This is a genomic window from Neobacillus sp. B24 (genome assembly GCF_055381825.1).
In genome coordinates this window covers 667501-693284 of record NZ_AP035777.1, presented here as the reverse complement: position 1 = coordinate 693284, position 25784 = coordinate 667501, and the positions used below count along the sequence as shown (strand labels likewise).

The 25784-nt window shown below is 42.8% G+C and carries 24 protein-coding genes, 18 tRNA genes and 2 rRNA genes (1 of these 44 running past the window's edge); 8 read left to right on the top strand and 36 right to left on the bottom strand.

Annotation, left to right across the window (positions count from 1 at the left end; genetic code table 11):
• Window positions 1-45: 45 nt before the first annotated feature.
• Window positions 46-1212 carry an SIS domain-containing protein gene (locus ACZ43M_RS03365; RefSeq protein ID WP_464506050.1) on the bottom strand — a complete coding sequence of 389 codons (1167 nt, stop codon included), beginning with the start codon at window positions 1210-1212 and terminating at the stop codon, window positions 46-48.
• Window positions 1213-1363: 151 nt separating this feature from the next.
• Window positions 1364-2083, bottom strand: a complete 720-nt coding sequence (locus ACZ43M_RS03360) for a GntR family transcriptional regulator (RefSeq protein ID WP_464507933.1) — start codon at window positions 2081-2083, stop codon at window positions 1364-1366.
• Between the two features lie 270 nt (window positions 2084-2353).
• Between ACZ43M_RS03360 and ACZ43M_RS03355 the strand changes: the two genes are divergently transcribed.
• From ACZ43M_RS03355 to ACZ43M_RS03340, 4 genes are all read left to right on the top strand, one after another.
• Window positions 2354-3037 (top strand): response regulator transcription factor, encoded by a 684-nt coding sequence (locus ACZ43M_RS03355; protein WP_464506049.1) that lies wholly within the window; start codon window positions 2354-2356, stop codon window positions 3035-3037.
• 1 nt (window position 3038) lies between these two features.
• A complete protein-coding gene (locus tag ACZ43M_RS03350) occupies window positions 3039-4043 on the top strand; it encodes a sensor histidine kinase (protein WP_464507932.1) in 1005 nt (334 codons plus the stop codon).
• 369 nt (window positions 4044-4412) lie between these two features.
• Window positions 4413-5093 carry an ABC transporter ATP-binding protein gene (locus ACZ43M_RS03345; RefSeq protein ID WP_464506048.1) on the top strand — a complete coding sequence of 227 codons (681 nt, stop codon included), beginning with the start codon at window positions 4413-4415 and terminating at the stop codon, window positions 5091-5093.
• The gene (locus tag ACZ43M_RS03340) at window positions 5093-7681 is read left to right on the top strand and encodes an FtsX-like permease family protein (protein WP_464506047.1); all 2589 of its coding nucleotides are present in this window, start codon (window positions 5093-5095) and stop codon (window positions 7679-7681) included. The genes ACZ43M_RS03345 and ACZ43M_RS03340 overlap by 1 nt, the downstream gene beginning before the upstream one ends.
• A 78-nt stretch (window positions 7682-7759) precedes the next feature.
• On the opposite strand, the gene ACZ43M_RS03335 is transcribed toward ACZ43M_RS03340, so the two are convergent.
• Window positions 7760-8521: a type VI secretion system tube protein Hcp gene (locus ACZ43M_RS03335; RefSeq protein ID WP_464506046.1), complete on the bottom strand. Its 762-nt coding sequence runs from the start codon at window positions 8519-8521 to the stop codon at window positions 7760-7762.
• A gap of 49 nt (window positions 8522-8570) precedes the next feature.
• Window positions 8571-8894, bottom strand: coding sequence for a hypothetical protein (locus tag ACZ43M_RS03330; protein ID WP_464506044.1), 324 nt, complete (start codon window positions 8892-8894; stop codon window positions 8571-8573).
• Between the two features lie 165 nt (window positions 8895-9059).
• Between ACZ43M_RS03330 and ACZ43M_RS03325 the strand changes: the two genes are divergently transcribed.
• On the top strand, window positions 9060-9953 hold the full coding sequence (locus ACZ43M_RS03325; protein ID WP_464506043.1) for an AraC family transcriptional regulator: 894 nt from the start codon (window positions 9060-9062) through the stop codon (window positions 9951-9953).
• Window positions 9954-10001: 48 nt separating this feature from the next.
• On the opposite strand, the gene ACZ43M_RS03320 is transcribed toward ACZ43M_RS03325, so the two are convergent.
• The gene (locus tag ACZ43M_RS03320) at window positions 10002-10628 is read right to left on the bottom strand and encodes a class I SAM-dependent methyltransferase (RefSeq protein WP_464506042.1); all 627 of its coding nucleotides are present in this window, start codon (window positions 10626-10628) and stop codon (window positions 10002-10004) included.
• A gap of 280 nt (window positions 10629-10908) precedes the next feature.
• On the opposite strand from ACZ43M_RS03320, the gene ACZ43M_RS03315 reads away from it, so the two are divergent.
• Window positions 10909-11838 (top strand): ABC transporter ATP-binding protein, encoded by a 930-nt coding sequence (locus ACZ43M_RS03315; protein ID WP_464506041.1) that lies wholly within the window; start codon window positions 10909-10911, stop codon window positions 11836-11838.
• 1 nt (window position 11839) lies between these two features.
• Window positions 11840-12955, top strand: a complete 1116-nt coding sequence (locus ACZ43M_RS03310; RefSeq protein ID WP_464506040.1) for an ABC transporter permease — start codon at window positions 11840-11842, stop codon at window positions 12953-12955.
• Window positions 12956-13326: 371 nt separating this feature from the next.
• Here ACZ43M_RS03310 and ACZ43M_RS03305 read toward each other — a convergent pair whose 3' ends face one another.
• The 6 genes from ACZ43M_RS03305 to ACZ43M_RS03280 all read right to left on the bottom strand — a co-directional run bounded on the left by ACZ43M_RS03305 (window position 13327) and on the right by ACZ43M_RS03280 (window position 17808).
• Window positions 13327-14469 (bottom strand): IS91 family transposase, encoded by a 1143-nt coding sequence (locus ACZ43M_RS03305; protein ID WP_464503642.1) that lies wholly within the window; start codon window positions 14467-14469, stop codon window positions 13327-13329.
• On the bottom strand, window positions 14466-15332 hold the full coding sequence (locus tag ACZ43M_RS03300; protein WP_464503641.1) for a tyrosine-type recombinase/integrase: 867 nt from the start codon (window positions 15330-15332) through the stop codon (window positions 14466-14468). Before ACZ43M_RS03300 ends, ACZ43M_RS03305 begins: the two co-directional genes overlap by 4 nt.
• 322 nt (window positions 15333-15654) lie before the next feature.
• Window positions 15655-15972, bottom strand: a complete 318-nt coding sequence (locus ACZ43M_RS03295; protein ID WP_464506039.1) for a hypothetical protein — start codon at window positions 15970-15972, stop codon at window positions 15655-15657.
• On the bottom strand, window positions 15957-16982 hold the full coding sequence (locus ACZ43M_RS03290; RefSeq protein ID WP_464506038.1) for an anti-sigma factor: 1026 nt from the start codon (window positions 16980-16982) through the stop codon (window positions 15957-15959). Before ACZ43M_RS03290 ends, ACZ43M_RS03295 begins: the two co-directional genes overlap by 16 nt.
• Window positions 16975-17466 carry a sigma-70 family RNA polymerase sigma factor gene (locus tag ACZ43M_RS03285; RefSeq protein WP_464506037.1) on the bottom strand — a complete coding sequence of 164 codons (492 nt, stop codon included), beginning with the start codon at window positions 17464-17466 and terminating at the stop codon, window positions 16975-16977. The genes ACZ43M_RS03290 and ACZ43M_RS03285 overlap by 8 nt, the downstream gene beginning before the upstream one ends.
• Before the next feature lie 219 nt (window positions 17467-17685).
• Window positions 17686-17808 (bottom strand): hypothetical protein, encoded by a 123-nt coding sequence (locus tag ACZ43M_RS03280; protein ID WP_464506036.1) that lies wholly within the window; start codon window positions 17806-17808, stop codon window positions 17686-17688.
• Between the two features lie 107 nt (window positions 17809-17915).
• Here ACZ43M_RS03280 and ACZ43M_RS03275 point away from each other — a divergent pair, with 107 nt between their 5' ends.
• Entirely contained in the window at window positions 17916-18356 is a 441-nt protein-coding gene (locus ACZ43M_RS03275; protein WP_464506035.1) for a GNAT family N-acetyltransferase, read from the top strand.
• Between the two features lie 67 nt (window positions 18357-18423).
• Here the strand turns inward: ACZ43M_RS03275 and ACZ43M_RS03270 are convergent, their stop codons facing one another.
• From ACZ43M_RS03270 to ACZ43M_RS03150, 25 genes are all read right to left on the bottom strand, one after another.
• The gene (locus ACZ43M_RS03270; RefSeq protein WP_464506034.1) at window positions 18424-19188 is read right to left on the bottom strand and encodes a gamma-glutamyl-gamma-aminobutyrate hydrolase family protein; all 765 of its coding nucleotides are present in this window, start codon (window positions 19186-19188) and stop codon (window positions 18424-18426) included.
• Entirely contained in the window at window positions 19185-19550 is a 366-nt protein-coding gene (locus tag ACZ43M_RS03265; RefSeq protein WP_464506033.1) for a DUF6508 domain-containing protein, read from the bottom strand. The genes ACZ43M_RS03270 and ACZ43M_RS03265 overlap by 4 nt, the downstream gene beginning before the upstream one ends.
• Before the next feature lie 15 nt (window positions 19551-19565).
• Window positions 19566-20132 carry an MOSC domain-containing protein gene (locus ACZ43M_RS03260; RefSeq protein WP_464506032.1) on the bottom strand — a complete coding sequence of 189 codons (567 nt, stop codon included), beginning with the start codon at window positions 20130-20132 and terminating at the stop codon, window positions 19566-19568.
• A 50-nt stretch (window positions 20133-20182) separates the two neighbouring features.
• Window positions 20183-20971 (bottom strand): nitroreductase family protein, encoded by a 789-nt coding sequence (locus tag ACZ43M_RS03255; RefSeq protein WP_464506031.1) that lies wholly within the window; start codon window positions 20969-20971, stop codon window positions 20183-20185.
• A 145-nt stretch (window positions 20972-21116) separates the two neighbouring features.
• Window positions 21117-22259, bottom strand: coding sequence for an ElyC/SanA/YdcF family protein (locus ACZ43M_RS03250; protein ID WP_464506030.1), 1143 nt, complete (start codon window positions 22257-22259; stop codon window positions 21117-21119).
• 519 nt (window positions 22260-22778) lie between these two features.
• Window positions 22779-22852, bottom strand: a tRNA-Ile gene (locus ACZ43M_RS03245).
• A gap of 6 nt (window positions 22853-22858) precedes the next feature.
• Window positions 22859-22940 (bottom strand) — tRNA-Leu (locus tag ACZ43M_RS03240).
• A gap of 9 nt (window positions 22941-22949) precedes the next feature.
• A tRNA-Cys gene (locus ACZ43M_RS03235) sits at window positions 22950-23024 on the bottom strand.
• Window positions 23025-23038: 14 nt separating this feature from the next.
• Window positions 23039-23110: transfer RNA gene (locus ACZ43M_RS03230), tRNA-Gln, on the bottom strand.
• A 46-nt stretch (window positions 23111-23156) separates the two neighbouring features.
• Window positions 23157-23241 (bottom strand) — tRNA-Tyr (locus ACZ43M_RS03225).
• Between the two features lie 28 nt (window positions 23242-23269).
• Window positions 23270-23342, bottom strand: a tRNA-Thr gene (locus ACZ43M_RS03220).
• 15 nt (window positions 23343-23357) lie between these two features.
• Window positions 23358-23433, bottom strand: a tRNA-Phe gene (locus tag ACZ43M_RS03215).
• Between the two features lie 8 nt (window positions 23434-23441).
• A tRNA-Asp gene (locus tag ACZ43M_RS03210) sits at window positions 23442-23518 on the bottom strand.
• 3 nt (window positions 23519-23521) lie between these two features.
• Window positions 23522-23595 (bottom strand) — tRNA-Met (locus tag ACZ43M_RS03205).
• Between the two features lie 161 nt (window positions 23596-23756).
• A tRNA-Ser gene (locus tag ACZ43M_RS03200) sits at window positions 23757-23849 on the bottom strand.
• 17 nt (window positions 23850-23866) lie between these two features.
• Window positions 23867-23943, bottom strand: a tRNA-Ile gene (locus ACZ43M_RS03195).
• Window positions 23944-24126: 183 nt separating this feature from the next.
• Window positions 24127-24203: transfer RNA gene (locus ACZ43M_RS03190), tRNA-Met, on the bottom strand.
• Window positions 24204-24241: 38 nt separating this feature from the next.
• Window positions 24242-24330, bottom strand: a tRNA-Leu gene (locus ACZ43M_RS03185).
• 5 nt (window positions 24331-24335) lie between these two features.
• A tRNA-Gly gene (locus tag ACZ43M_RS03180) sits at window positions 24336-24410 on the bottom strand.
• 9 nt (window positions 24411-24419) lie between these two features.
• Window positions 24420-24504: transfer RNA gene (locus tag ACZ43M_RS03175), tRNA-Leu, on the bottom strand.
• 9 nt (window positions 24505-24513) lie between these two features.
• A tRNA-Lys gene (locus tag ACZ43M_RS03170) sits at window positions 24514-24589 on the bottom strand.
• A 161-nt stretch (window positions 24590-24750) separates the two neighbouring features.
• Window positions 24751-24826 (bottom strand) — tRNA-Val (locus ACZ43M_RS03165).
• A gap of 4 nt (window positions 24827-24830) precedes the next feature.
• Window positions 24831-24905, bottom strand: a tRNA-Glu gene (locus ACZ43M_RS03160).
• Between the two features lie 41 nt (window positions 24906-24946).
• Window positions 24947-25063, bottom strand: a 5S ribosomal RNA gene (rrf, locus tag ACZ43M_RS03155).
• A gap of 201 nt (window positions 25064-25264) precedes the next feature.
• Window positions 25265-25784: ribosomal RNA gene (locus tag ACZ43M_RS03150) — 23S ribosomal RNA — on the bottom strand (it continues 2416 nt past the right edge of the window).

Here is a 25784-nt window from a genome sequence, read left to right as displayed (position 1 = left end):
CCCACATGTTTGGGCTGATTATTTATACTTGATTATTGAGTTGGTTTATTTATACTCGTGGAGGGTAACTCCTTGTACCACACGATGTATCGTCCCTGTTGGGGAAGGCGTATCGGGTTTATTGCCGACTTTAATAGAAGCTAACAGAGCAACCGTTTGACCAACCACCACAAATGGCAGGGCCAAATAGGCATCTGGGACAGCTTGTGCCTCACTGTCAAAGGAGAACGTGTGTCCATCGTAATTGACAGCTCCATCTACTTCAATTGCACAAATATAAGCGGCGATGTTATCCTGCTTCAATTCAGCTAACAAATCCAAATCGTATTGACGGGTATAAGGATGGTTCGATGTAAACACGAACACCAGTGTCTTATCGTCAACAAACGATTTAGGACCGTGACGGAAGCCTAATGGGGAATCAAATGCTGTTGCAATTTTCCCAGCTGTCAACTCTAATAGCTTTAGCTGTGCTTCTCTGGACAAGCCTTCAAAGCTGCCTGATCCTAAATAGACAACTCTTTCAAAATTAAGATCGATGATTTTCTGGATATCGTCTTCCCGCCTAATGACACTTTGACCCATAAGACGCAGCTGCTCTACGAACTTGGATTTTTCCTCGTTAGATACTGGATCAAAGACGAGCAATGCTGCAAGTGTCATGCAACTGTAGCTTCCCGTCATGGCAAATCCTTGGTCAAGTGATTTTTCCGGCATTAGCAGAAGCAAATTGTTTTCATCGCCCTGTGTCCGTTTCGCTAACTCTCCATCTTTTGCACACGTGATGGTCAACTGATAGAAATCGCTGACAATTTGGCCAGCTAATTCCACAGCAGCGACACTCTCAGGGCTGTTCCCGCTTCTGGCGAAGGAAACCAGCAAAGTTGGGACGTCTGCTTTTAAAAATTGGTAAGGATTCGACACCAATGTGGTGGTTGGTATACTCAGCAAATCCCATTGCTGTTCGTCCACTTTTTCTTTCAAATAAGGAATCACCGTTTCCCCTACATACGCAGACGTGCCGGCACCTGTAAAAATGACGCGGACCCGGTCATGCTTGTCGGTTATGCTATGTAAGAAAGCTTGGATTTCCCCATATTTTTCTAAATAAATGTTTAATGTTTCATTCCATAAATCGGGCTGCTGCCTGATTTCGGCTGTTGTAATTGATGCGCCTAAAGGCACTAATTTTTCTTCATCCAATAAGAACATATTCATCACTCCAAGTCATAAGTTTATCTGTTCAATGCCCCTATTCCTGCCCTAATGGCACGGGCAAGAATCTACCTGCTCCAAGATCATTACACCCCCAATACTGTTCATGTCATCATTACCAGTTATTTTAAATAGATACAAAAAGTATCTACATTAACTCTACTGTATAAGTAAATTTATCTCCCCTGGCGATTGATTTTGTATATTCAATGATTCTGGATTGGTCATAGGTGATCCGCTCTAACATCAGACATGGGGAGCCTTCTTTAATATCTAACATATCCGCTTCCGTCCTGTTGGCACTGACCGCTTTAAAACTCTCCAATGCACGTGAAATCGTGACATTATACTGGGAACGGAAAATTTCATACATCTGGGTTTGTTCCAATTCCCCGCTGGTAAGATTTTTAAAGTATTTTTCAGGGATATAGGAAGTTTCATAAAGCATCGGTACTTGGTCAGCAAGCCTTAGTCTAATAATCTTAAAGACCTCGTCTTCGACCGTTAAGTTCATGACTTTGGCAATCCTTACGTCACAAGGAATTTTCTCAAAGGAGATAACCTTGGTGGCCGGATACTTGCCTGCCTTCTTCATTTCTTCTGAAAAACTGTAGAACTTCAATAAACTTTGGTTATACGTTCTTGGTGAGACAAATGTACCCTTCCCATGAACCTTATAAATCTGCCCTTCATTTTCGAGTTGCTGCATTGCTTGCCTTACCGTTGTCCGGCTGACGCCATACGAATCGCACAATTCCCTTTCGGAAGGCAGCTGATCATTTTCCTTCAGCTCTCCTAATTCGATTTTTCCTATTAAACTATCCATCAATTGATAATACAGGGGAAGTCTTGAATCACTCACTACTATGTTTAGCTCCTTTTTTGGTAACGTTGTCATTACCGGTCTACCTATAATCTTACCACATATTCTTTCAGTTTTCTAATAGGAAAGGAACTATTTAATCTCATTATCATGACGTCATTACCAGTTTAATAATAGTATATCATCCCCCTTTATAAAATTAAATATATTTTTTATTTTTTTGAAAATTTACCTTTGCGGTGGCATCCGCTCTTTTGACGGAACCACGCTCTTCCAATAAGATAAAAGTATAACCATAATGTTAGGATGGACAGTATGAAAATTTTATTAGTCGAAGATGATCGGACCATTGCTTCTGGCCTGGAGTTTTCCTTAAAACAAGAGGATTTCGAAACCGTGCTTTGTCCAAATGCCGCGTCCGCAACAAACATCATTCAGAATCAAATCGATGAAATTGATTTATGCTTATTCGACCTGAATCTGCCGGACGGAAGCGGCTATGACTTATGCCAGCTCGTGAAAAAACGTCGCGATATCCCGGTCATCTTTTTAACCGCTTATGATGATGAAGTGAATGTCGTCATGGGTCTTGATATGGGAGCGGATGATTATATTACCAAACCGTTTCGCGTCCGGGAACTTGTTTCGAGAATAAAAACGGTCCTCCGCCGTTACCACCGTCAGCCCCAGCCGAAAACCACCATTGACATCGAAGCTATTCAAATTAACACTTTAGAAGGAAAAGTATATAAACAGGGCAAAGAAATTCTGTTAACAGCCTTGGAATATCGGCTCTTCCTTATTTTCGCAAATCACATTGGTCAGGTTCTCACTAGAGCCCAGCTGCTCGACCGAATTTGGGATGTTGCCGGTGATTTCGTCAATGACAACACCTTGACCGTCTACATTAAGAGATTGCGAGAGAAGTTAGAAGACGACCCACAGAACCCCACGCTGATTAAGACGGTCAGAGGCATGGGCTATAAGGTCGGTGAATGAGTTGCTTCGCAATCGAGAAGTTCAAATCTTACTAGGCATTCTTCTGTTGATTAGTGGAATTGGTTTGGTTTTGGCGGCCCTTTTTGTTTCCATGCCCGCGGCCCTCTTTGTTCTTGTAGTATCAATTTTACTGATTAGCACTACGCTGATTTTCACCAAATGGCGGTACCGTGAAATCGATAAACTTTCAGGATATCTGCAGCAAATCAGCAATGGCCACTTTCAATTGGACGTCCGTGATAACCATGAAGGAGAGTTAAGCATCTTAAAAAGTCAAATTTATAAAGTGACCTCGATGCTCTCCCAGCAAGGAGCGGTTTTGCAGGAGGATAAAGCAAAATTGACCAATGCGATTTCTGACATCTCTCACCAATTACGAACTCCCCTCACTTCGATGATGGTCATGGGTGATTTGTTACGAGATAAACGGCTGGATGATGCCAAGCGGGCAGAATTCACCCGGAATCTCCAAGTTCAGCTGGAACGCATGGAATGGCTTGTTTCCTCCTTATTAAAGCTTTCAAAAATCGATGCCGGAACGATTTCTTTTAAAAAGGAAAAGGTCTTGGTTGCGCCACTCCTTCAAAAAGCAGTCCAGCCGCTATTGATTCCTATGGATATAAAAATGCAGACACTATCACTCACGGGTGATGAGCAGGCAAGCTTTATCGGTGATTTCAACTGGACGGCAGAAGCGCTCATTAATATCATAAAAAACTGTGTCGAACACACATCACAAGGCGGAGAAATCTCTATTTCTTTTTCAGAAAATGCGCTTTACACTGAAATTACGATATCTGACAACGGGAAAGGCATCGATAAGGCAGATCTCCCGTACATTTTCAAACGGTTTTACAAAGGGAAAAATGCGAGTGACGACAGTGTCGGGATTGGCCTGGCAATGGCGCACAGTATCGTGACCAGTCAGCACGGCGATATTGTCGTAAAAAGTACCAAGGGCGTTGGGACCACATTTCAGATTAAATTTTACAAGCAGGTAATCTAATATCGTTCAATGACGTATGGATTGGCATACGTCTTTTTCTTTTTGGGGAGTCTGGCAGTTGAGAAATAGACGGAAAAATTCCGCTTAATTAGTCATTCTTATTAAAAAAGGGGTAAATAGGCGGATAGATTCCGCTTATTGGCTCGAAAAACATGAAAATAAGGGGTTTTTCTTTGCATAAGCGGAAAACCTCCGCTTAAAAACCCAGAAACGAGCCCCATTTTGCACTTAACCGGAAAATCTCCGCCTATTACTTTTGCTGGCCCCCCTCCCCTCCCAAAGTGAATAAATTGTCACTTAAAAGTCACTTTAAAGTCATACTGACCCGATATACTAACCTCAGAAGATGAACGTTATGGAGGTTTTTTCATGAATATAGTAGAAGTTAAGAATTTGTCAAAGGTGTATGGCAAAGGTGAAACAGCCGTTAAAGCGCTCGATGATGTGTCCTTTTCGGTGAAAAAAGGCGAGTTTGTTTGCATTATCGGCCCGTCTGGTTCGGGGAAATCGACGCTGCTTCATTTGCTTGGCGGAGTCGACCGGCCGAGCAGCGGAAAGGTGCTCATTGATCAGACGGATATTTATGACTTAAATGAAACACAGCTGGCGATTTTTAGACGGCGGCAGATTGGTTTGATCTATCAATTTTATAATCTGATCCCAATCCTAACCGTTGAGGAAAATATGACGCTGCCGATGCTGTTAGATGAACAAAAACTGGATGCTGACCAGTTTAACAAGATTGTTACTATTTTAGGATTGAACGAACGGCTCTCCCACTTGCCCAATCAGCTTTCAGGCGGTCAGCAGCAGCGGGTCTCGATTGGACGGGCGCTCATCAGCAATCCAGCAATTATGCTCGCTGACGAACCGACAGGGAATCTCGATAGTAAAAATAGCGAAGAAATCATGGAGTTGCTCAAAATGTTCAACAAAACCTACAATCAAACCTTGATTGTGATCACCCATGATGAGCGCATCGCCCTTCAAGCTGACCGAATCATTTCGATTGAGGATGGCAAGGTTGCCAAGGACGAGGTGATCCGGTAATGAATATTATCAACAAAGTGACCATCAGGCACTTAAAGGAGAACAAACGCCGCTCCCTCGTGACCATCATCGGCGTCATCATATCAGTGGCGATGATTACCGCAGTAGCAACACTTGGGGTTTCCTTTTTAGATTTGATGATTCGCCAGGATATTGCCAAAAATGGCGAATGGCACGTTCAATATAAGGATGTCACGTTAGACCAACTAAAAGCCATTGAAAAAGACAGTGACACCAAAACCATTGTCCTTTCTAACACCGGCTATGCAGCCCTAGAAGAATCACACAATGAATATAAGCCGTATTTATTTTTTCAAAACTTTAATAAGACCGGCCTGGAGCAATTCCCGATAAAGGTCAGCACAGGGAGACTTCCTCAGCAAGAAAATGAAGTGGCGATTTCTGAATCCATCAGAAGTAATGCCAAGGTAGATTACAAAGTCGGCGACAAACTCACGGTCGATATTGGACAACGATGGCAGAAAGTGAGCGGAAAGCCGTTAACGCAAAATGACTCCCTCCAACGGGATCAAGACGAGTTATACGAAGAACTGAAACTCACCGAAACCAAAGATGTAACGATTGTTGGGACGATTGAACGCCCTTCTTGGGAACCTGCTTGGGCACCAGGTTACACGGTTATTGGCTATGTGGACGAAACGTCATTTAGTAAAAATCAGTCTATTGATGCTTATGTCGTGTTGATGAAAGTAAAAGGTTCCCTTTTTGACCATGCAAAAAATTTGGCCAAAAAGCAGGGAATACAAAAAGTGAATTTTAATAGTGAATTGCTCCGCTACTATGGAGTCACGGATAATGATTCATTGCGGATGACTCTATTGTCACTATCATCCATCATTATGGGCGTAATTATTATTGGCTCTGTAGCCTTGATTTATAATGCGTTCGGTATTAGTGTTTCCGAGCGGGCCAGACATTTAGGCATGCTTTCGAGTGTTGGAGCCACGAAAAAGCAAAAACGGAATTCGGTCTTTTTTGAAGGAGCCGTGATTGGCGCCATCAGTATTCCAATTGGGATTCTTGCCGGTCTCGGGGGAATTGGAGTCACTTTTGTATTTATTAATACGTTTATCCAGGATGCACTCAATGTTTCTGAAAAGCTGGAATTAGTGGTCACACCTGCTTCGATCCTTATTGCCTGCGGCATTTCGATTCTAACGATCTTTATTTCAACCTATATCCCTGCGCAAAAAGCCTCCAAGATTTCAGCGATTGATGCCATCCGTCAAACACAGGATATTAAGCTATCAGGGAAAAATGTGAAAACCTCAAAGCTTGTCCGAAAAATCTTTGGGCTTGAAGCCGAGATTGGGTTGAAAAACGTCAAACGAAATAGAAAGCGCTACTTAGCCACCGTATTTTCCTTGGTGATTAGTATTGTCCTATTTTTATCGGTAAGTTATTTTACTGACAACTTGAAAAAATCAGTGGAGATGTCGCGGGGCGAGGTCCAGTACGATATTCAAATTACCAGCAGCGAATTAGGGAAGGAAGAGTTAGCTCAGTTTACGAAGCTCGATTACGTGACGAAATCCACCATTATGGAGGAAACGCAAATTGAGGCACTTATTAAAACGGAAGACCTTCCAGCACTGTTGAAAAAGCAGATTCAAGAGAACAAGGCAGCTCTTGAGGATGGAAAGTTTCCTTATTATGTTGTCATAAATGGTTTAGATCAAGAAAGTTTCAATGAATATGCGGAAAGTATCGATGTGAATCCTGCAGATTTCACTCAACAAGACACGCCAACCGCGATTATGATCAACCAAATTTCCTATCAGGATCCTGAGACCGGAAAATTTATCGAAACAAAAGCGATCCAGTCAAAAGTGGGTAGTAAGATTGACTTATTGGCCATGAGTGATGGGAATGGTGAAGAAGAACAACCAAAACGGGAGTTTGTGGGCAGTGTTGCAATCGGTGCCCTTACCGCCAAAGTTCCAATGGGCGTCCATACAACTTCACTAGGCGGGGTTAATCTAATCGTTCCTGAAACAACTATTGAGCAATTAGGTATCGACCCTGAGCTAGTGAATCCTTATGTATACTTAAATAGTTCTGACCCGATGGCTGCGCAGGAGGCTATAGAAGATATGGATGATTCAAGCATCCATGTATACAATGTGTATCAGCGGCGCCAACAAGACGGGCAGATGATTATGCTCATGTCGGTGTTTACCTATGGGTTTATCACCCTGATTTCCTTGATCTCAATAGCAAATATCTTCAATACCATCTCAACGAGCATTTCGCTTCGGAAACGTGAATTTGCGATGCTGCGTTCCGTTGGCATGACCCCGAAAGGTTTTAACAAAATGATCAATTACGAGAGTATCTTTTATGGGGTGAAGGCCTTGTCCTATGGACTGCCTCTAAGTATGCTTGTCATGTTTGGGATTCATCGATCCCTCGGCAACACCTTTGAATATGGGTTTAGCCTGCCGTGGATGAGCATCCTATTCGTGATTGTCGTCATTTTCTTAATCGTCGGGTCCGCGATGCTGTATTCGATTTCAAAAATAAGAAAAGAGAACATTATTGATGGCTTGAAACAGGAGAATATTTAATGTAAAGAGAAACACGAATGAATGGGTTAGTCCCCCCTAAGTAAAGCTTTAAAGCAGCGGGGGACTGTTCCCATAAAACTATTTACCTTGTTTGAAATCAAAGTCCCCGGTAATCGGAGGATTTACACCAGAGTAGGTCGACTTAATCCTAGCAAAATTAAGGTCAATTGTTTCAAACATATTGTCATAGTTATAATTTGAGATTAGGACATCGAGTAACTCAATTGTGAGAATAGGAGTTGGGGATTCGCCGCGTGATACGAATACGATTTTGCAATCAGCACTATGTCTTCCGGTCAGCAAATCCTGAAATATAGGAATAGACGAAGCATCGTAGCTTTTCTTGACTACAAACTCATTGAGCGTTGGCTTCCCTGTACTTCCTGCCCCGCCTCCTCCTGTACCTAGCACTTGAGTAGCATCAAATTCTAATCCAGTTAGTACAATCCAATCTTTATATGGTTCAGCTGTTGACTCCCCTTTAATATTGCCCAATTTCATATAAACATCATAATTAAGAACAGGACTTCCGTCACCTGCTGGCAGTGAAACTCCTGGAGGTCCCTGTGGCCCTACAGCCCCATCTTTGCCGTCAGCCCCATCTTTCCCTGCCGGTCCTTGTTCCCCCGGTTGCCCCTCTACGTTCCATGAAATCAATTTTTCATTAGGAGCACATGTTGTGTCTTTGTCAACCAAACGAATTTGTCCGTTGTCTTTCGCGCAGGCATATAGAATTTGATTGTCATCATCCTGCTGCGCAGCTGCATAAACACCAAAGCCTGAGAAAATAAGAACGATCACACTTAACAAAACGGTAATGGTCTTTTTACTGAAGTACAATAGGTCTCACTCCCCTTCTGAATATTACAAAAGACGCACTCCTTCCTATCTATATTTCACTAAGAAAGTGTTTATGTTTGTGTTTGGAACATAAAAAAAGGCCTGTCACGACCTGAATATGTCCTTCAAACATGAACAAACACAGTTTGTAACTGGCAGTTCCTTCATCGGCCCGGATACTGACGAATGGGCCGACATAGGTATGACCCCCAATGGTTACATCCCCCACAACAAATGTAAACGGACTTAAGAACGCTTTGTTGTGAATCCTTAGAAACTTCGGATAGGGATTCACTGAAGTTGGCGGATTGTATCCTATATAATAACTATAAATATTGAAAGGACCATTTTGACTGCCAGAATGATTCCACAAATTGAAACCTCCTCTCACGTCACAAAAGTTCTTCCTAATACATATACGTTGAAAATCTTGATTCATTCTTTTAAAAGGTTTTATGAAATTCGCAGTTTTTAGCAAAAAATGTTAAGAACGAATACCTGTTTGCTGTTATAGTGGTTGTAGGGTAGGTGAAAGGGTTTGGATTATTTCGTTTGTATCCAGCGAACGCTTGATTACATTGAAGAAAACCTGCAGGAACAAATCACGCTAGAGGAATTAGCTGAAGTTGCTTGCTTTTCTCCATTTCATTATCATCGTGTCTTCCAAACCATGGTGGGAGAATCGGTGATGGAGTATGTCAGAAAGCGAAGGCTGACCTATGCAGCAGGACGCTTATACTATTCAGATGAAAAGATGATCACGATTGCGATTGATGCTGGTTTTCAATACGTAGAATCTTTCAACCGAGCGTTCAAAAAGGTATATGGTGTATCGCCAAAGCAATACCGTCGTGCAAAAAGAATATCTGGACCCTTGCGTGGAAAAGCCGACCTGAAACCAATTTTCTTACCAGGAGGACATGGGATGGAACCAAAATTAGTGACGAAACCTGCTTTTCACCTCATTGGCTATGAGCTAAAAACGAAGAATGAAGATGGTCAGAATAATAAAGACATTCCTGAATTTTGGCAGCAGTACATGAGAAATGGATTAGGCTGCAACATTCCAGATCCGATTCAGCAAAATGTGGAACTCGGGATTTGTACTGATTTTAATCCTGAAACCGGTGAGTTCGTTTATTTAATCGGAATGGAAGTGAACGAGGGAACGCCAGCACCAGAGGGAATGGTTTACAGAAGTTTCCCTGAGCTGGAATATGCAGTGTTCACGACGCCAAAGTCAAATGAAGAATCGTTTACCTCTTCTATCCAGTCCACATGGAATTATATTTTTACGGATTGGTTTCCACAATCAGGGTATGAACATTATGGCTCCATTGAATTTGAATTGTATGATGAAAGATGCCACGGTTCAGAGAACAAAGAAATGGACATCTACATTCCTATTAAAAAACAAATCGTTAAGGCATAAAGTAGTAACGTCAGAAAGAACAATAGCCCAGTCTCATTCTGAACTGGACTATTGTTCTTTCTTGCATTTTATCATGAGAAAATTGATGGAAGGCTTATTTTTCATGCTCTTATTTGGCTCATCGATTTCTGATATCTCGATCAATCCATAATTCCCAAAGTCCCGTTTAATGGAGTCAGAATCATAAAAGTACATTCCGATGCCATCCGGTGTCTCGAAATAGTCCTGTTCCAATTGTTTACCCTTCCCATACATGGGAGCCTTTTTTGAAACGGTTGTTAAAATCATGTATCCATTTGGCTTTAACTGTTGATAGCAATCGTTAATAAATTTCTCTCGCTCACGATGATTCAATAAGTGAAGCAGTGCATGGGAAAAGATCCCGTCATAGCGTTTATCGTCAAACGGCATGTCAGAGACGGGACCGTGGTAAATAGGAATATCGAGCCCATTTTCCCTCGCCAAATCTATCGCTGTTTGTGAAATCTCAATGCCGGTAACATGGATTCCATTGTCCATAAATACCTTTGCATTCCGTCCATATCCTATACCCGGTATTAGAATGTCCTTCACATTTTTTTCAAGAAAAAAGTTCTTTGTTAAGATGGCGGAGTCTGTCGGTTCAAATCCCCACATTGTTTGTTTTTCTATAAAACTAGATTCCCAGAATTCCATTAACTCTCTATCCCCCTTTATATTTCCTTAATACTATTGTTTAGTTTTGTTAAAGACATCTAATTATAAACGCAGCAAATTATTTGCTTCAAATAATTTACCTGCTAAAACAAAGACAAATAAGAACCACGGGGACGGTTCTACTGGTTCTTCGTTCGTACTAAAAAAGCGCCATGAGAACCGTCCCCTTGGTTCACTTCTTTTTTCATATTTCACATCATAGATATAACTTGGGACTTTTGCTGCAAAATGGTTGTTTCCAAGGAAAGGTGATGTGGTGATGAATATTTTAGAGGTCCGGAATTTAAAGAAATCGTTCGGTTCGATTCAGGCTGTAAAGGATATTAGTTTTTCTGTAAAAGAGGGGGAGATTTTTACCATCATCGGGCCAAATGGGGCAGGAAAAACGACAACGCTTGAGATGATTGAAGGTTTAGTTCCACCGGATCATGGCGAAATACAGTTTGGTGAATACAGCTGGAAGAAGCACGCCATTACGATTAAACGGAAAATTGGCGTCCAGCCGCAATCCAGTGCCATGTTTGATTTATTAACCCCTGAAGAAAATTTGAATCTATTTGCCACCTTTTATGAAAAAGCACGGCCTACTGAAGAAATTCTCCAATTGGTCAATTTGACCGAGCATAGAAAGAATCAAGTGAAGAAATTATCCGGCGGCCAGCGGCAGCGGCTTGCCATCGGTCTGGCGATGATAAGTGACCCAGACATCGTGTTTCTCGATGAGCCGACAACCGGACTTGATCCTCAGGCCCGGCGCAATGTTTGGGAGATTATTCTTGAGCTTAAGAATTTAGGGAAAACGACGATTCTGACCACTCATTATATGGAAGAAGCGGAAAAACTAAGTGACCGGGTATGCATCGTCGATCAGGGATTGGTTGTCACCCTGGATTCTCCTTCGGCCTTAATTGAAAAATTAACAAATGAACGAGAGGTCCGCTTATCCTTCCTGGATGGAGAAATAGCCGCGCATGATGCCGAGATTTTTGCAAAGGCACTTGATTCCGTTACTCGGACAGAACGGGAAGGCACCGCACTTAAACTATGGGCCGCTAAACCAGAGGATTTATTGTTTGACCTTTTTAAATTTACCAAGGAAAAGGTTTATCAAGTCGAACAAGTTTCGATCCGGGAAATGAGCCTGGAAGATGTTTTTATCGCTTATACCGGCAAAGAGTGGAGGGATTAAGTTGAATAACCTCAAGCAATTTAAGCAAATGTTCCTTGCTCAACTGAAATTAACACTTCGGGAAAAACAAGCGTGGTTTTGGGGAATCTTTTTTCCAGTCATATTAATGGTTATCTTTATGACGATATTCGGCGGCCGTTCAAATGATGATTTTAGCACGAAGGTTGCGATTGTGAATGAATCTGTGAATGAGACTTCCACTATGATGGCCCAGCAATTGCAGCAGATTCCTATTATTGAAGTTGGCGACCCTGTTAGTGAAAAAAAGGCGAAGGATTTAGTAAAAGAGAAGGAAGTCGATGCCGCCATCATATTGCCGGAAACTGCACAGGAAACAGCGATTAAGCTAATCGTCAACAAAGAAAATGAACAAAGTGTATCCACCCAAGTCGTTGCTGGTGTCCTAAATCAATTCATTCAGCAGGCAAACCTGCAGGCGGTTGGCGCAGCCCCAACCTTCCAGCAGCAATTTGAAACTGTTTCTTCGGGCAGTTCTGAGTTGGAGTATACGGATTTTCTCTTAACGGGGATGATTGCCTTGTCTATTGCCCAAGGTGGCTTATTCGGAATGGTTGACTTAGTGGATATGCGCAGAAAAGGATTAATCAAAAGGCTGCGGATGACGCCTGCAAAGATGGGCATCTTTGGGCTTAGTGATATGGTGATGCGTTTGTTATTCAGCACCATTCAAATCATACTATTATCGTTAATTGGCGTATTCGTATTCGGTGCCAATTTGTTCATTAATTTTCCTAGTTTACTGTTGGTCTTCTTAATTGGAGCACTCGCCTTCAATGGAATTGGCTATTTCATTTCTTCATTTAGCAATACGAATGAGGCCTACATGGGCGTTGCCAACATCGTCAGCTTCCTGATGATGTTTGTCAGCGGCATTTTCTTTCCAGTGGAAACCATGCCAGAATGGCTGCAGCCTGTATCCAACATCCTCCCGCTCACCTACTTTGCAGACGGCCTAAGAGACAGCATGGTCTATAATACCTCCATTCTGTCCACCCCATACTGGTATGGATTCGGAAACATGCTCCTTTGGGGCGGAATCGCCTTTATCATTGGTTCCTTACTATATAAAAGACAATCCATCGTGTCGACTAGATAATGGGGGAACCATGGGAAACATGGGGACGGTTCTACTGGGGCTCTTCGCCGAAACCACGGGGACGGTTCTTATAGGGGACAATCGGAAGTTTTGCGCGTAAAAAGGCACAGCTAGTGAACTGAACTAGCTGTGCCTTAGTGCTTTCTAATGAAACGCGTCCATTTGCGCAAAATTTTTGATTGCCCGAGAAGAATGAAGTCGCGGCCCCCTTCTCTATGGGGATTCAATCTTTTTCTTACCCTATTAATTTTTGTTTTTTCTTCTATTTTGAATCTGCTACCAGCGTTCCTCTTTGATTTTCATTGTTTTTGGGTAAACTTTCCCCCTCCCCACTGAAGAGGCTTTTTAAAATGGTATTCAGTTTTTTCTGCTTAAGGCAGCCCGTCTGATACGGCAGCCACCAGGTGTGCTTTTTTACAGGAAGGACATAAAGTGATGTCTTTCCCAATAAGTTTAGAAACTATTTCAATGGTACTAAGTCCTTCAAAAGCTGGTTTGTAGACTCGGCTTTGGGTTAAAATCCTGCAGATTCTTAGTTTGGTTTTCTTATTCCGGTTGGCCAGTATTCCGTAATGCCTGATTTTCACTAATCCCTTCGGGAGAATATGCATGAGAAATCGGCGAATAAATTCCACACCTCTCATCGTAATAGTGTTTTTCCGACTATTGTCCCGATAATTTTTTGCCCGAAAGGTGACAGTATCTTTACCAATTGAAATAATTCGTTGATTGGAGATCGCGATTCGATGAGTATAACGGCCAAGATATTGCACCACTGCCAATGGACCTGAGAAGGTTCTTTTCGTATAGCTATACCAGTTTATTGAATAACATTTGTCTATTAACCGCTGAAATTGTTTTGGATCTTCGTAACTCTTTGCCTCGTTATAAAACTGGAGTCGGTTCTGTTCATAATATTGCTTTAAAAAGTATAGATACTTCCCACGGAATTTCTTAGATAACACTTTTACAGGGATGAAAAACTTATGACTGGAGTTACACCAGCGATTTAGTTTGTTTAATCCTCCAGCCAATACCACGGTATGAATGTGAGGATGATAATGCAAATTTTGACCCCAAGTATGCAAGACAGAAAAAAAACCGATTTGGGCTCCCAAATATTTAGGGTCTTGGGCTAGTTCCGATAAGGTCTCCGAGACGGCTTTATACATTAAATCATAAAGTAGTTTCTGATTATGATAAATTAACATGTGCAGCTGTTCCGGCATGGTAAAAACCACATGAAAATATGGGGCGTTAAGGATATCCTTTTTCCTTTTATCAATCCAGACCTCTTTTGTCACCCCTTGGCACGACGGGCAGTGCCGATTCCGGCAAGAATTATAACTTACTTGAGTATGACCACAATTATGACATCCATAGGCATGGCCACCGAGGGTGGCCGTTCTGCAGTTCATGATTGCCCTAGCTGCCTTGGCTTGCCCTTTTGATGGTCTGTACTTTTCTACATACATGGGATAGAATTTCCGAAAAATTTCTTGGATTGTACTCATGCCTTATCCCCTCCGGTATCTAAGGGGCTCTTGATTCCCATGACACTCTTGGAGGTCATATGCAGGTACGTTAAAGTAGTTTTCAAACTCTTATGCCCAAGCATCTGTTGGATGAACACTGGTTCCACCCCATCTTCTAAAAGATGCGTGGAAAAACAATGTCTAAGTGTATGAGCAGAAATATTCGGATCAAGTTGAAGCTTGTCTTTTAACTTAATTAAGGTATTTTTTATCGTTTTGACATGAATAGGGTCCGACTTATCTCGACCTGGAAATAACCAATCATTCCGTGTATAATCTTTGGAAAAGTAATGTTTAAAATATTCCCTCAGCACTATCAGTGCTGTCTCGGATAGAATGGTATATCGATTGGTATTGTGTTTAGCGTTTTGGACGCGAACTCGCATACTCTTACTATCAATATCGCAAATTTTTAATTTAGCTACTTCGCTAACTCGAAGTCCACTGCCGTAAATTAATGCAAGAATGGCTTTATGCTTCAAGTTATTGGTTGAATTTAATAGTAAAAGAACTTCTTCTTTAGGTGGGATGACAGGGAAACTTTGGGCTCTTTTCATCCTCGGAACCTTAATAGAATTCCATTCCTTTTCTAAAACATAGGTATAGAAGAACTTAATCGCAGAAATGTAATTATTAATGGTTCCTGGGGATAGACCCTTGTCTTTTTTGAGGTAAAGGATGTATTGTTGGACATCCTCCAAGGTCATTTCTTCTATGGGTCTAGTGTGTTCCTGCATATAACTCAGAAAAGCGTTCATTCTGCGCCAGTACGATTCTTTTGAGGAATCCGGGGTGCCCTTAAGCTCAAAGTATAACTCCACTTTTTGTTCATATTGATTCATGATGTTTCCTCCTGATGTTGATTAATAGCTAAGTAATAGATCAATAATCAGAAGGCAGGAGGAGCCCTGTTTGGAAAAGGGAAAATATGTAGATTTATTTTTTGGAAAGTGCGTGATATAATCTTCAAGTGAAAAAGTATGTCCTTCCTTGGTTGTTTTGTTTGGCGATAAAACAATACCACAGAGAACATACTTTTTCATTTTTTTTATACTTTTTTAGGTGCGAGTGGGGTTTTAAAAAGCCATCGCGTAGCGATTTCGTTCTTCTACTGGCGCCGTTAGTAATAGAGAGGCGCCACGAGAACCGTCCCTCTGGTCCCTGTTAAGGCTTCGGATTAATCGCCACCCATGATAGCCCGATCATTAGGAATGTAAAGATTAAAATAAACAAACTAATGCCTATCCCCCAAAATGCATATAATCTTGATCTTTTGGAGGTGATCAATCCAAACAGCCCCAGGAAAAACCCAACAATCGGCAGTTCGACAAGAAATGTTTTCGGAAATTCAGGGATATCCATTAATAGGGCAATGTTGACGCCCACAAGCGCAATGAGAGCGATTAAGAAAGATAGGAACCCTGAAATGGTCGGCAGGATTCTTTGGTTTCTTTTGTCCTTATTGTTTATTTCCAGTTCCATAGCTTCACTTCCCCCACCTTCATGACTCGGATTACTTCATTGTCCTTCAGTTTTCTTAATTCCGAAGTTGGTCCGGTGACGACTGCTCCATATACTCTGATTCCATGTTTCTCGATATAAGGGATTCTTTCTTTCAAAACTAAAGACCTTGCCCGCGAGATTTTCTCTGCTGTTTTTTCATCCTTGGCCAGGAACTTTAAAATATCTAAAAACACCTCATCATTTAACTTTTCTCTTCCATTGAAAGGTGACCAGGTGGTGGTATCGACCTGCAGCGGATAGCCGATTGGCGCCACCGAATATCCTGCTTCATATAAGCTTTTAGCCTCAAGCCCCGTATCAACGGCTACCCATCTAACCTCGACATTCTTCCCGAGCTGTTTTTCAAGGTCCTTTGGCTTCATTAATCTATCCAAAGAAAGATAAACCTCCCCCACCGTTCCATCCGGAAGATGCTCGAGAATCTCCCAGTCCGAATCTGCTTTTTCGTCAACCGTCCCGTCAGGATGATACAGCATATCTGTCTCCATGTCCCCCGTAACCGGAAGCGGCCTCTCAAGCTTCATATCCCGCTCCGGAATATTTGGCTGATCCAGTGCAAACCGTACAGTGTACTTCCCAGCTTTATAATCCTCTTTGCCAATCCGCTTAAACACATCAAAATCAATATTCATTGTAAAAAATCCGATATCCTCTTCTAAATCCATCTCTTCTAAACTCATGTTCGGTTCCGTTACATAAATCGTTTTTGAGGCAACTTCAATGAGATGGTTCGCCTTTCCGCCGATCGCATAGTACAAATAGCTGCTTAATGTCAGCACCGGCACAATTAGTAATAAGACAGCCAGGCTGATCATAATGTTTGTCCTTAGGGCATGATTTCTGCCGGCTTTTAGTAGACTTTTTTGACTTTTCTCCGGTACTTTGTGGCTTTCTTCATAATCCTCTATGGATTCATTTAAAAAAGATTGATATAATTCCTCATCATTTTGATTACTCTTTTTATCCATCCTGCCTCCTCCTTTCCTTGATCCTTTCAATCACCTTTTTCCTACCCCTTGATAAATGGCTCTTCAATGTATTCAAATTTAAATGAAGAATTTCAGCCGCCTCTTTTAAACCCAATCGATGCAAGTCACAAAGAACCAATGCATGCATTTCGGTTTCCTTCAAGGAATGAATATCGTTCAGGAGTGTGGCGAAGCCTTCCTTCGCTAAAAGATCCATTTCCGGTGTTTTCACACTAATACGATTATGTACTTCATCGGTAATGACTATCCGCTTATGCTTTCTAGTGAAATCGATAAAAGTATGATAAGCCACTTTAAACAGCCAAGGTTTAATCTGGCTAATGTCATCCTCCAAGAGCTGAAGATACGCCCGGTAAAACGTCTCCTGAACTAAATCCTCCGCCGTATGGTGATTCTTTGAAAGGGAAAACAAGTATCGATATAGATCATCCACATATACTTCAAACGCCTCATCTAAATCCACCACTTTCCCCCCTTCAACCTATCCACGAAACAACCCTATAAAAAGTTGCAAAAACAGAAAAATTATTATCACAGAACCATGGGGACGGTTCTAATATAGGCAATCGGAAGTTTTGCTCAAGTTTCGAAGCACTTTATAAGTAAACGGAATTTTAATCTAAAGGAATTACTTCTAAGGAATTATCGCAAAATTTTTGATTGCCTGAGTAAGCAGGAAGTTTTAAAGTTTTTGTACAAGTAATTCGACATCCATAGTCAAATTTCCTGCTTCTACTGGTTCCTCTAATGCGAGAAAAGCACCATGAGAACCGTCCCCGTGGTCCTTCCATGGTTCCCTCAACATTGACATCTCCACTTATAAAATTTTACAATTCTGGTATAAAGTTAGTTTACTATTTTTTTAACGGTTGAGAAAAAATGTTTGCCATTTGAAGGGAAAGATGAAGATTGTTGCATTTGAAACCTATTACAAAGGACAATTGGCTGAAGGCTATTTCGCTGCGTGTCCGGGAAGACCAAAAGAAGTTTGTGGCAACCAATGCGGTATCATTGGCACAGTTGAATTTTCTTGAAAATTTCCATGCAAAAGGAATTTATCATGACGAGGAAATGATTGGTTTTACGCTGTTTGGAATTGATGAGGACGATCATGAGTACTGGATTTATCGGATGATGATTGATCATAAGCATCAGGGGAAAGGATATGGAAAAGAGGCGGTCCAACTCGTAGTCGACGATATTTGGAAGATGAAAGAAGATCGCCATCAAACTATCACTTTATCTTACGAACCTACTAATGAACACGCTAAACGCGTCTACGAAAAAATGGGATTCCAAGAAATAGACGGACTTATTATCGGGGATGAACAAGTCTCCCGCTATACGTTTTAAAGATGGTAAAAGCAAGGTCAGTGGGTCAAACCCATTGACCTTGCACAATTCTTATAATAATAGACTACTATCCCTGACACGCTCTCACAAACTCTAAAAACAATGCAAAGTGATCATCGTCAACCTTATAGTTGAACTCGGGATGCCATTGAACAGCTAAAGTAAACTTTTTATTTGGCATCACAACTGCTTCTATCAATCCGTCCTCAGCCCTTGCTGCAGGCACTAGCTGCTCTGCTAAGTCCTTAATTCCCTGATGATGCAAACTATTTACCTTTAGTGCATCCTTTTGAAGAATTTGATAAAGTTTAGTGCCCTTTTCTATGTATACTTCATGAGCGGGTTCCGCGTAGGGCGGCGTTTGTGTATGTTTAATTTCACTAGCACTATGTTGAGTTGGAATATCCTGATACAAAGTTCCACCTAACATGACATTAAATAGCTGGAGACCGCGGCAAATCCCTAGTAACGGTTTATCCAGTTCTACGGCATGCTTAAATAGAGCACTCTCCATCCGATCCCGTTCACTGCAGATTTCCCCGCATAGCTTATCTTTTTCACCGTACAATTCCGGATTAATATCCTGGCCTCCTGTAAAAAGAAAGCCATCAAAAGCAGCGGCTAATTTTTGGATAGTATCCTCGTCTGTGGTTAACGGCAGCATAATTGGGATGCCTCCAGCTTCTTCAATCCCTTTCATATATCCAGGCAGCATCCAGTAACTATCCTTTTCTCGATCATACAATGGCAGTACACCAATCATCGGTTTCTCCATCTCGTTCACTCGTCCTTTTATATCTTTATCATTGGAAATTGTATGTTGTATTTTCAACCATGGTCCTCCATCAGTTCTCTCAATCTGTAAAGAATCTCCAAAAACACTTTGTCTTTCGCAGCCTTTGCCCACAATCCATCATTAAAGCGCTCTTGCCGTACATAAAAGGTGAAGAGCGCTTTTAGGAGTTCCAAATCAGCGGTGGGAATGGCTGCGGCTGCGGAGAGGTTATGATCCATAATCCTCTCATCCAAGTATTCCAAGTAATCCTTCCGCAATATATCTGTTTCATAGGCAGTTTTGATAAATTCACTTAGTTTTTCATCATAATCAGGGTACCCAGAATCCCAGTTACAGAATTCCGTATCTTCTTTTTCAAAATAAGGTATGTACACGAATAGCTGTTGATAATCCCCCATCTGCTTTCTCCCCCGTTATTGCATCGGATTGGCAAAATCATTGATTAAAATTTGGACCTCATCGTTTTCGTAAATGGCTCCGGGCCTTTCTACCGCACAAACAATGCCTCGCCGCTGATAACCCGCTTTGACAAACCTAGTGGACAGTTTTTCATGATCCCGATACTGCTTCTGGATTTCATCCCCTGGAAATGTGCAGGGCAAATTCTCTCCCATGCAAATTAACCCCGCTCCGCTTGGAAACAGAATGCGTGACCCTAAGGTGAGTTTCGTTAATCCCGGAAATCCCTTCATCAACAGATTAGCCCCTAACCACTCAGGCAGCACCGTTTCGACTCCTAAATCCGCGGCAATTCCTTCTAGGTCCTCTACCGACACAATCGTAATCTGGCGGCGATTCAGGATTTCGGTTCCTCTTGGATACATCGGCTGCCGTGAATCCGCCTTGGCTGTCATCCCAAAGTGACGGTCACCGAGAATTCCCCCAAATTCAAGGCTACTTTCGGAAATCCTTCTGGTCACAAACGTGTCTGGATCATCTGCAATTAACAAGGCTTTGATGGTTGCTTCTGCTTTTTTCAAAAATAAAAACTCCTTTCATAGGAAGCGGTTCAGGTTCTCTGCTTCTTCCATTACTCATTTTCCATAAAATTCTGCTTCTTCAAGTAATTCAGCACTGTCTGCGAAAATTCAATATGAGATTCCTTCGTATACTTGGCTATAGTATAAATTTGTGCAAGATTTTTCAATCCTAAACGTTCGGTCATTTCCTTGAGTCTTGGGTTGGCCATGTACCGTTCCCAGCCCTTTTCATTTCTATCTTTATAGATTTCTAAGATATCTTCATCTGAATAGTCATGGTACTGGTCATAGTGAACAAGTCCATGCCTAGGCAGACGGTCGCGCGGTGCTGGGCTTTCTGCAGGATACCCTAATGAATAACCGACAATTGGGACGACATTCGGCGGCAAGTTGAGCAGCTCGCCAATTTGATCGCAATTGGCAAGCGTTGAACCCATATAGCAAATCCCCAGCCCGGCATTCTCTGCTGCTAATGCACAGTTTTGTGCAGCCAATGTGGCATCAATGGCCCCAATCATAAAGCTCATGAAGTTATCGAAATGCACGGGGGCATCATTGAGCGTCAGCCACTTTCGCATTCTATTAAAATCGGCACAAAAGGTTAATAGAATAGGGGCATCCACTACCATCGATTGCTCCATATGGGCAGTGTACAATTTTTCCCTAATCCCTTTGTCTTTTGTGACGATAATCGAATATGTCTGCATATTGCCGCTGGAAGAGGCACGAATTCCCGCATCTAGGATTTGATCCAACAGCTCTTGACTTACTTCCCGATCTTCATATTCTCGAATTGATCTATGACCGAATAGCACATCATTAAATTCCAAAATAATCACTCCTTTTAGAATAGTATAACATTGAAAACGGAGGTGGTCCCATTGAGTTACAGCTTTACAGCAACGTAGGACCGATCCGAAAACCTAGTAAAACTTCACATAAAAAAGCTAAACCAACAAATATTGGTTTAGCTTCAATGAAAGGTTAGCGCTGTTTACCTGGGTATTGCCAGATACCAGTAGCTCTTAGTAGATCACGGTATATCACCATAATTTCGTCCTTGGTCACCTTTTGGGCCTCTTCGATCGATGGGTAATCCAGGTAAACCACATTTGTGAATGCCCGGTTGCTATCTTTTGCATTCATTTTATCGTAAAAACTGCTGGCTTCTTTAAAGATGGTGAGCGCTCGTCTCATATGACTTGCACTTGTCACCAGCGTGACATCCTTCAGACCTTCTTTTTCAAGAATGGCTGTGGTGAAGAGAGCATTTTCAACCGTGTCGGTCGATTTATCCTCTGTCAGAATCCGTTCCGCCGCTACACCCTTGGAAATCAGCCATTCCTTCATTAACTTTGATTCTGTATTGCCTTGCTTCGGTACACCGCCGGTAACGATGATTTTGGAGTTAGGATATTTGTTGGCTGCAGCAAGACCGGCTTTCAAACGTTCAATCAATGGCTCACGCATTGTTCCATCATCAGCTAGGGCATAACCGAGAATGACAATGGCATGGTTGTTCTGAGGTAAATTTGCTGGAACCTCGGTGTTTAAAGTGCTTTTCATAATGTTTTCTGTATCGGCGAATTTTTTAAGATATTCGTTGGTTTTGTGGGCGTCCAACCGTTTCATATTGGCGATTGCCGTTTTGTAGGCCTTTTCGTCCCCATTCACTTTGGAATAAACCCCGTATAGCAGATTGGCATTATAATTGTCAGGGTCCAAATTCAAGATTTGCTGATAAGTCGCCAAAGCTTCCGGGATTTTCTTTTGGATAATTTGTGTGGATGCGAGTGAGAATTTAAGATCCAGGTTATGAGGGTCCAGTTTAACTGCCTCATTATAGGCTGCTTCGACTACATCATATTTGCCTTTTAGGGTAATGCCTTTAAAAATTTCTTCCTCTGCCTGCTTGAGGTCGCCGCCATGCCAGTAATAGTACATCGCGATATCTTCTAGTTGATTGATTCGATAAGAGGTAGGTTCATCTGTTTTAATAGGAGTAATAACTGGATTCGGGTCGGTTCCTTCCGCCGTTTTGAAACTAGGTGCCGCAAAAGCAGACGATACTGTAATTGTTCCGGCTAAAACCAGCGCCAAGCCCAATTTGCTTTTCAGTTTATTCATGACATCTCTCCTCCATTAATTTCATGCGTGATAGGTTTTCACTTATTTCCCCATTCTTTGCCGAATATTTCGACCTTATTATCTTTTTTACATCTATCACTGTCAACTAGATAACTAGATGTCCATACCTATTTACTAGGATAAAATTCAAAGATAGGAAATAAATACCTGCAGGTGATAGTACGATACTACCAGAAAAAAAACACGGGGACCGTTCTCTAGTGGTTAAGATTTGTCGTCATCATGCAATCAGGTCATCTCCTATGCAAAAAGCACATTTTCTGGTCGGAATTTCAATTATTCTGGTCAGTTCATTAAGTTTTCTGGTCAGTTTCACCGATATTCTGGTCAGTTTTCAACTTTTTCTGGTCAATGACAAAAATCTATTTTCATTTCTCCATAAAAAAATAAGCCTCATATGCGTTAAATTTCAAAATGATCAATTGACCATTTCATTTAACGTCACATTAGGCTTATCTATTGTGTGTTAATTTGCTATAAGTGTCAGAACAAAAATGATGGGCCTAAATGGACTCGAACCATCGACCTCACGCTTATCAGGCGTGCGCTCTAACCAGCTGAGCTATAGGCCCAAAAGATACCGGTGGTCGGGGTCGAACCGACACTCCAGAAGGAACACGATTTTGAGTCGTGCGCGTCTGCCAATTCCGCCACACCGGCAAAATGATATGGAGGCGGCAACCGGATTCGAACCGGTGGATAAAGGTTTTGCAGACCTTGGCCTTACCACTTGGCTATGCCGCCAATTAAAAAAAGGACTGGGCTAGCAGGATTTGAACCTACGAATGACGGAGTCAAAGTCCGTTGCCTTACCGCTTGGCTATAGCCCAATAATGGGATACTAATTAGCATGTCCAATTTTTTTAAAAATATAAGTGGTGGTGGGGGACGGATTCGAACCGCCGAACCCTGAGGGAGCGGATTTACAGTCCGCCGCGTTTAGCCACTTCGCTACCCCACCACTATACTATGCAAGCGCCAGCCTAACGTGCCGGCAAGAGGAATTGAACCCCCAACCTACTGATTACGATTCAGTTGCTCTACCGATTGAGCTATACCGGCAAAATTGAATCAAAATGGTGGCACAGGACGGAATCGCTCCGCCGACACATGGATTTTCAGTCCATTGCTCTACCGACTGAGCTACTGAGCCATCATAAATGGCGGTCTGGACGGGACTCGAACCCGCGACCTCCTGCGTGACAGGCAGGCATTCTAACCAACTGAACTACCAGACCGAATTGCGGGGGCAGGATTTGAACCTGCGACCTTCGGGTTATGAGCCCGACGAGCTACCGGACTGCTCCACGCCGCGACAATAAGAAGTATAAGATTACGTCATGCTAAAAGCTAACGTATGACTGTATCAATCTCAGTAAGCTTATTCAAGCAGCAGCTCGATTGATACAACTCGCAGAATATTCAACGATGCAATGGTCGTTGCTCCACCCCGCGACAATAAAAATGTGTTTATAATGGCGGAGGAAGAGGGATTCGAACCCCCGCGCGGTTTAACCCGCCTGTCGGTTTTCAAGACCGATCCCTTCAGCCAGACTTGGGTATTCCTCCATTATATATAAAACTATTGGTGGACCTTGTAGGACTCGAACCTACGACCGGACGGTTATGAGCCGTCTGCTCTAACCAGCTGAGCTAAAGGTCCAAGTAAAGGTTCATTAACCAATATGGTTAAAATCTGTCTGTCCCCATCTCAGAAAGCTTATTCAAGCAGCAGTTCGATGGGTACAACTCGCAGCTTGTTCAAGGAAGCCTTGCTCGTTGCTCTAACCAGCTGAGCTAAAGGTCCAAGTAAAGGTTCATTAACCAATATGATTATGAGACAATTTGGTAGCGGCGGAGGGGATCGAACCCCCGACCTTACGGGTATGAACCGTACGCTCTAGCCAGCTGAGCTACACCGCCAAATATAATAAATGCTGAGTTATTTCTCGTTAGAGAAATGGTGCCGAGGACCGGAATCGAACCGGTACGGTAGTCACCTACCGCAGGATTTTAAGTCCTGTGCGTCTGCCAGTTCCGCCACCCCGGCATTAGTGGAGCGGAAGACGGGATTCGAACCCGCGACCCCCACCTTGGCAAGGTGGTGTTCTACCACTGAACTACTTCCGCAAAATTAGATGGTGCGGGTGAAGGGAGTCGAACCCCCACGCCTTGCGGCGCCAGATCCTAAGTCTGGTGCGTCTGCCAATTCCGCCACACCCGCATATTTAAATGGTGAGCCATGAAGGACTCGAACCTTCGACCCTCTGATTAAAAGTCAGATGCTCTACCAACTGAGCTAATGGCTCATACTATGATGATTCCCTAAATTTTGATTGTGGACGTCAGATGTCCCCGCCTCAGAAAGAATATTCAAGAAGCGGCTCGGCATGTACAACTCGCAGCCTTTTCATAGAAGCTTTGCTCGTTGCTCTACCAACTGAGCTAATGGCTCATACTTTAATTTAAGTGGTGGAGGATGACGGGATCGAACCGCCGACCCTCTGCTTGTAAGGCAGATGCTCTCCCAGCTGAGCTAATCCTCCGAAATGGTGACCCCTACGGGATTCGAACCCGTGTTACCGCCGTGAAAGGGCGGTGTCTTAACCGCTTGACCAAGGGGCCAACTATAATGTAGACAAAATAATAGCCCCAAAAGGGGCTTAGCCCGGCAACGTCCTACTCTCACAGGGGCTTTCGCCCCAACTACCATCGGCGCTGAGAAGCTTAACTTCCGTGTTCGGTATGGGAACGGGTGTGACCTTCTCGCCATTGCTGCCAGACTATTTTTTTGAGGTTTCATTCCCTCAAAACTAGATAATGCAGAAGAAGTTTTAGTAAACCGAATAATCATTATGACTTGTCTAGCTTTGGCTCCTAACTTCTCGGCCGTTTCGGTCCGTCCCAACAAATCCAAAATCGGGATTTGCCGTGCCGGCCCTCCAACGTCTGTCGAAGTTGGACAGTCGCCTCCGCTTTTCTATTTGGTTAAGTCCTCGATCGATTAGTATCAGTCAGCTCCACATGTCACCATGCTTCCACCTCTGACCTATCAACCTGATCATCTTTCAGGGATCTTACTAGCTTGACGCTATGGGAAATCTCATCTTGAGGGGGGCTTCATGCTTAGATGCTTTCAGCACTTATCCCGTCCGCACATAGCTACCCAGCGATGCCTTTGGCAAGACAACTGGTACACCAGCGGTGCGTCCATCCCGGTCCTCTCGTACTAAGGACAGCTCCTCTCAAATTTCCTGCGCCCACGACGGATAGGGACCGAACTGTCTCACGACGTTCTGAACCCAGCTCGCGTACCGCTTTAATGGGCGAACAGCCCAACCCTTGGGACCGACTACAGCCCCAGGATGCGATGAGCCGACATCGAGGTGCCAAACCTCCCCGTCGATGTGGACTCTTGGGGGAGATAAGCCTGTTATCCCCGGGGTAGCTTTTATCCGTTGAGCGATGGCCCTTCCATGCGGAACCACCGGATCACTAAGCCCG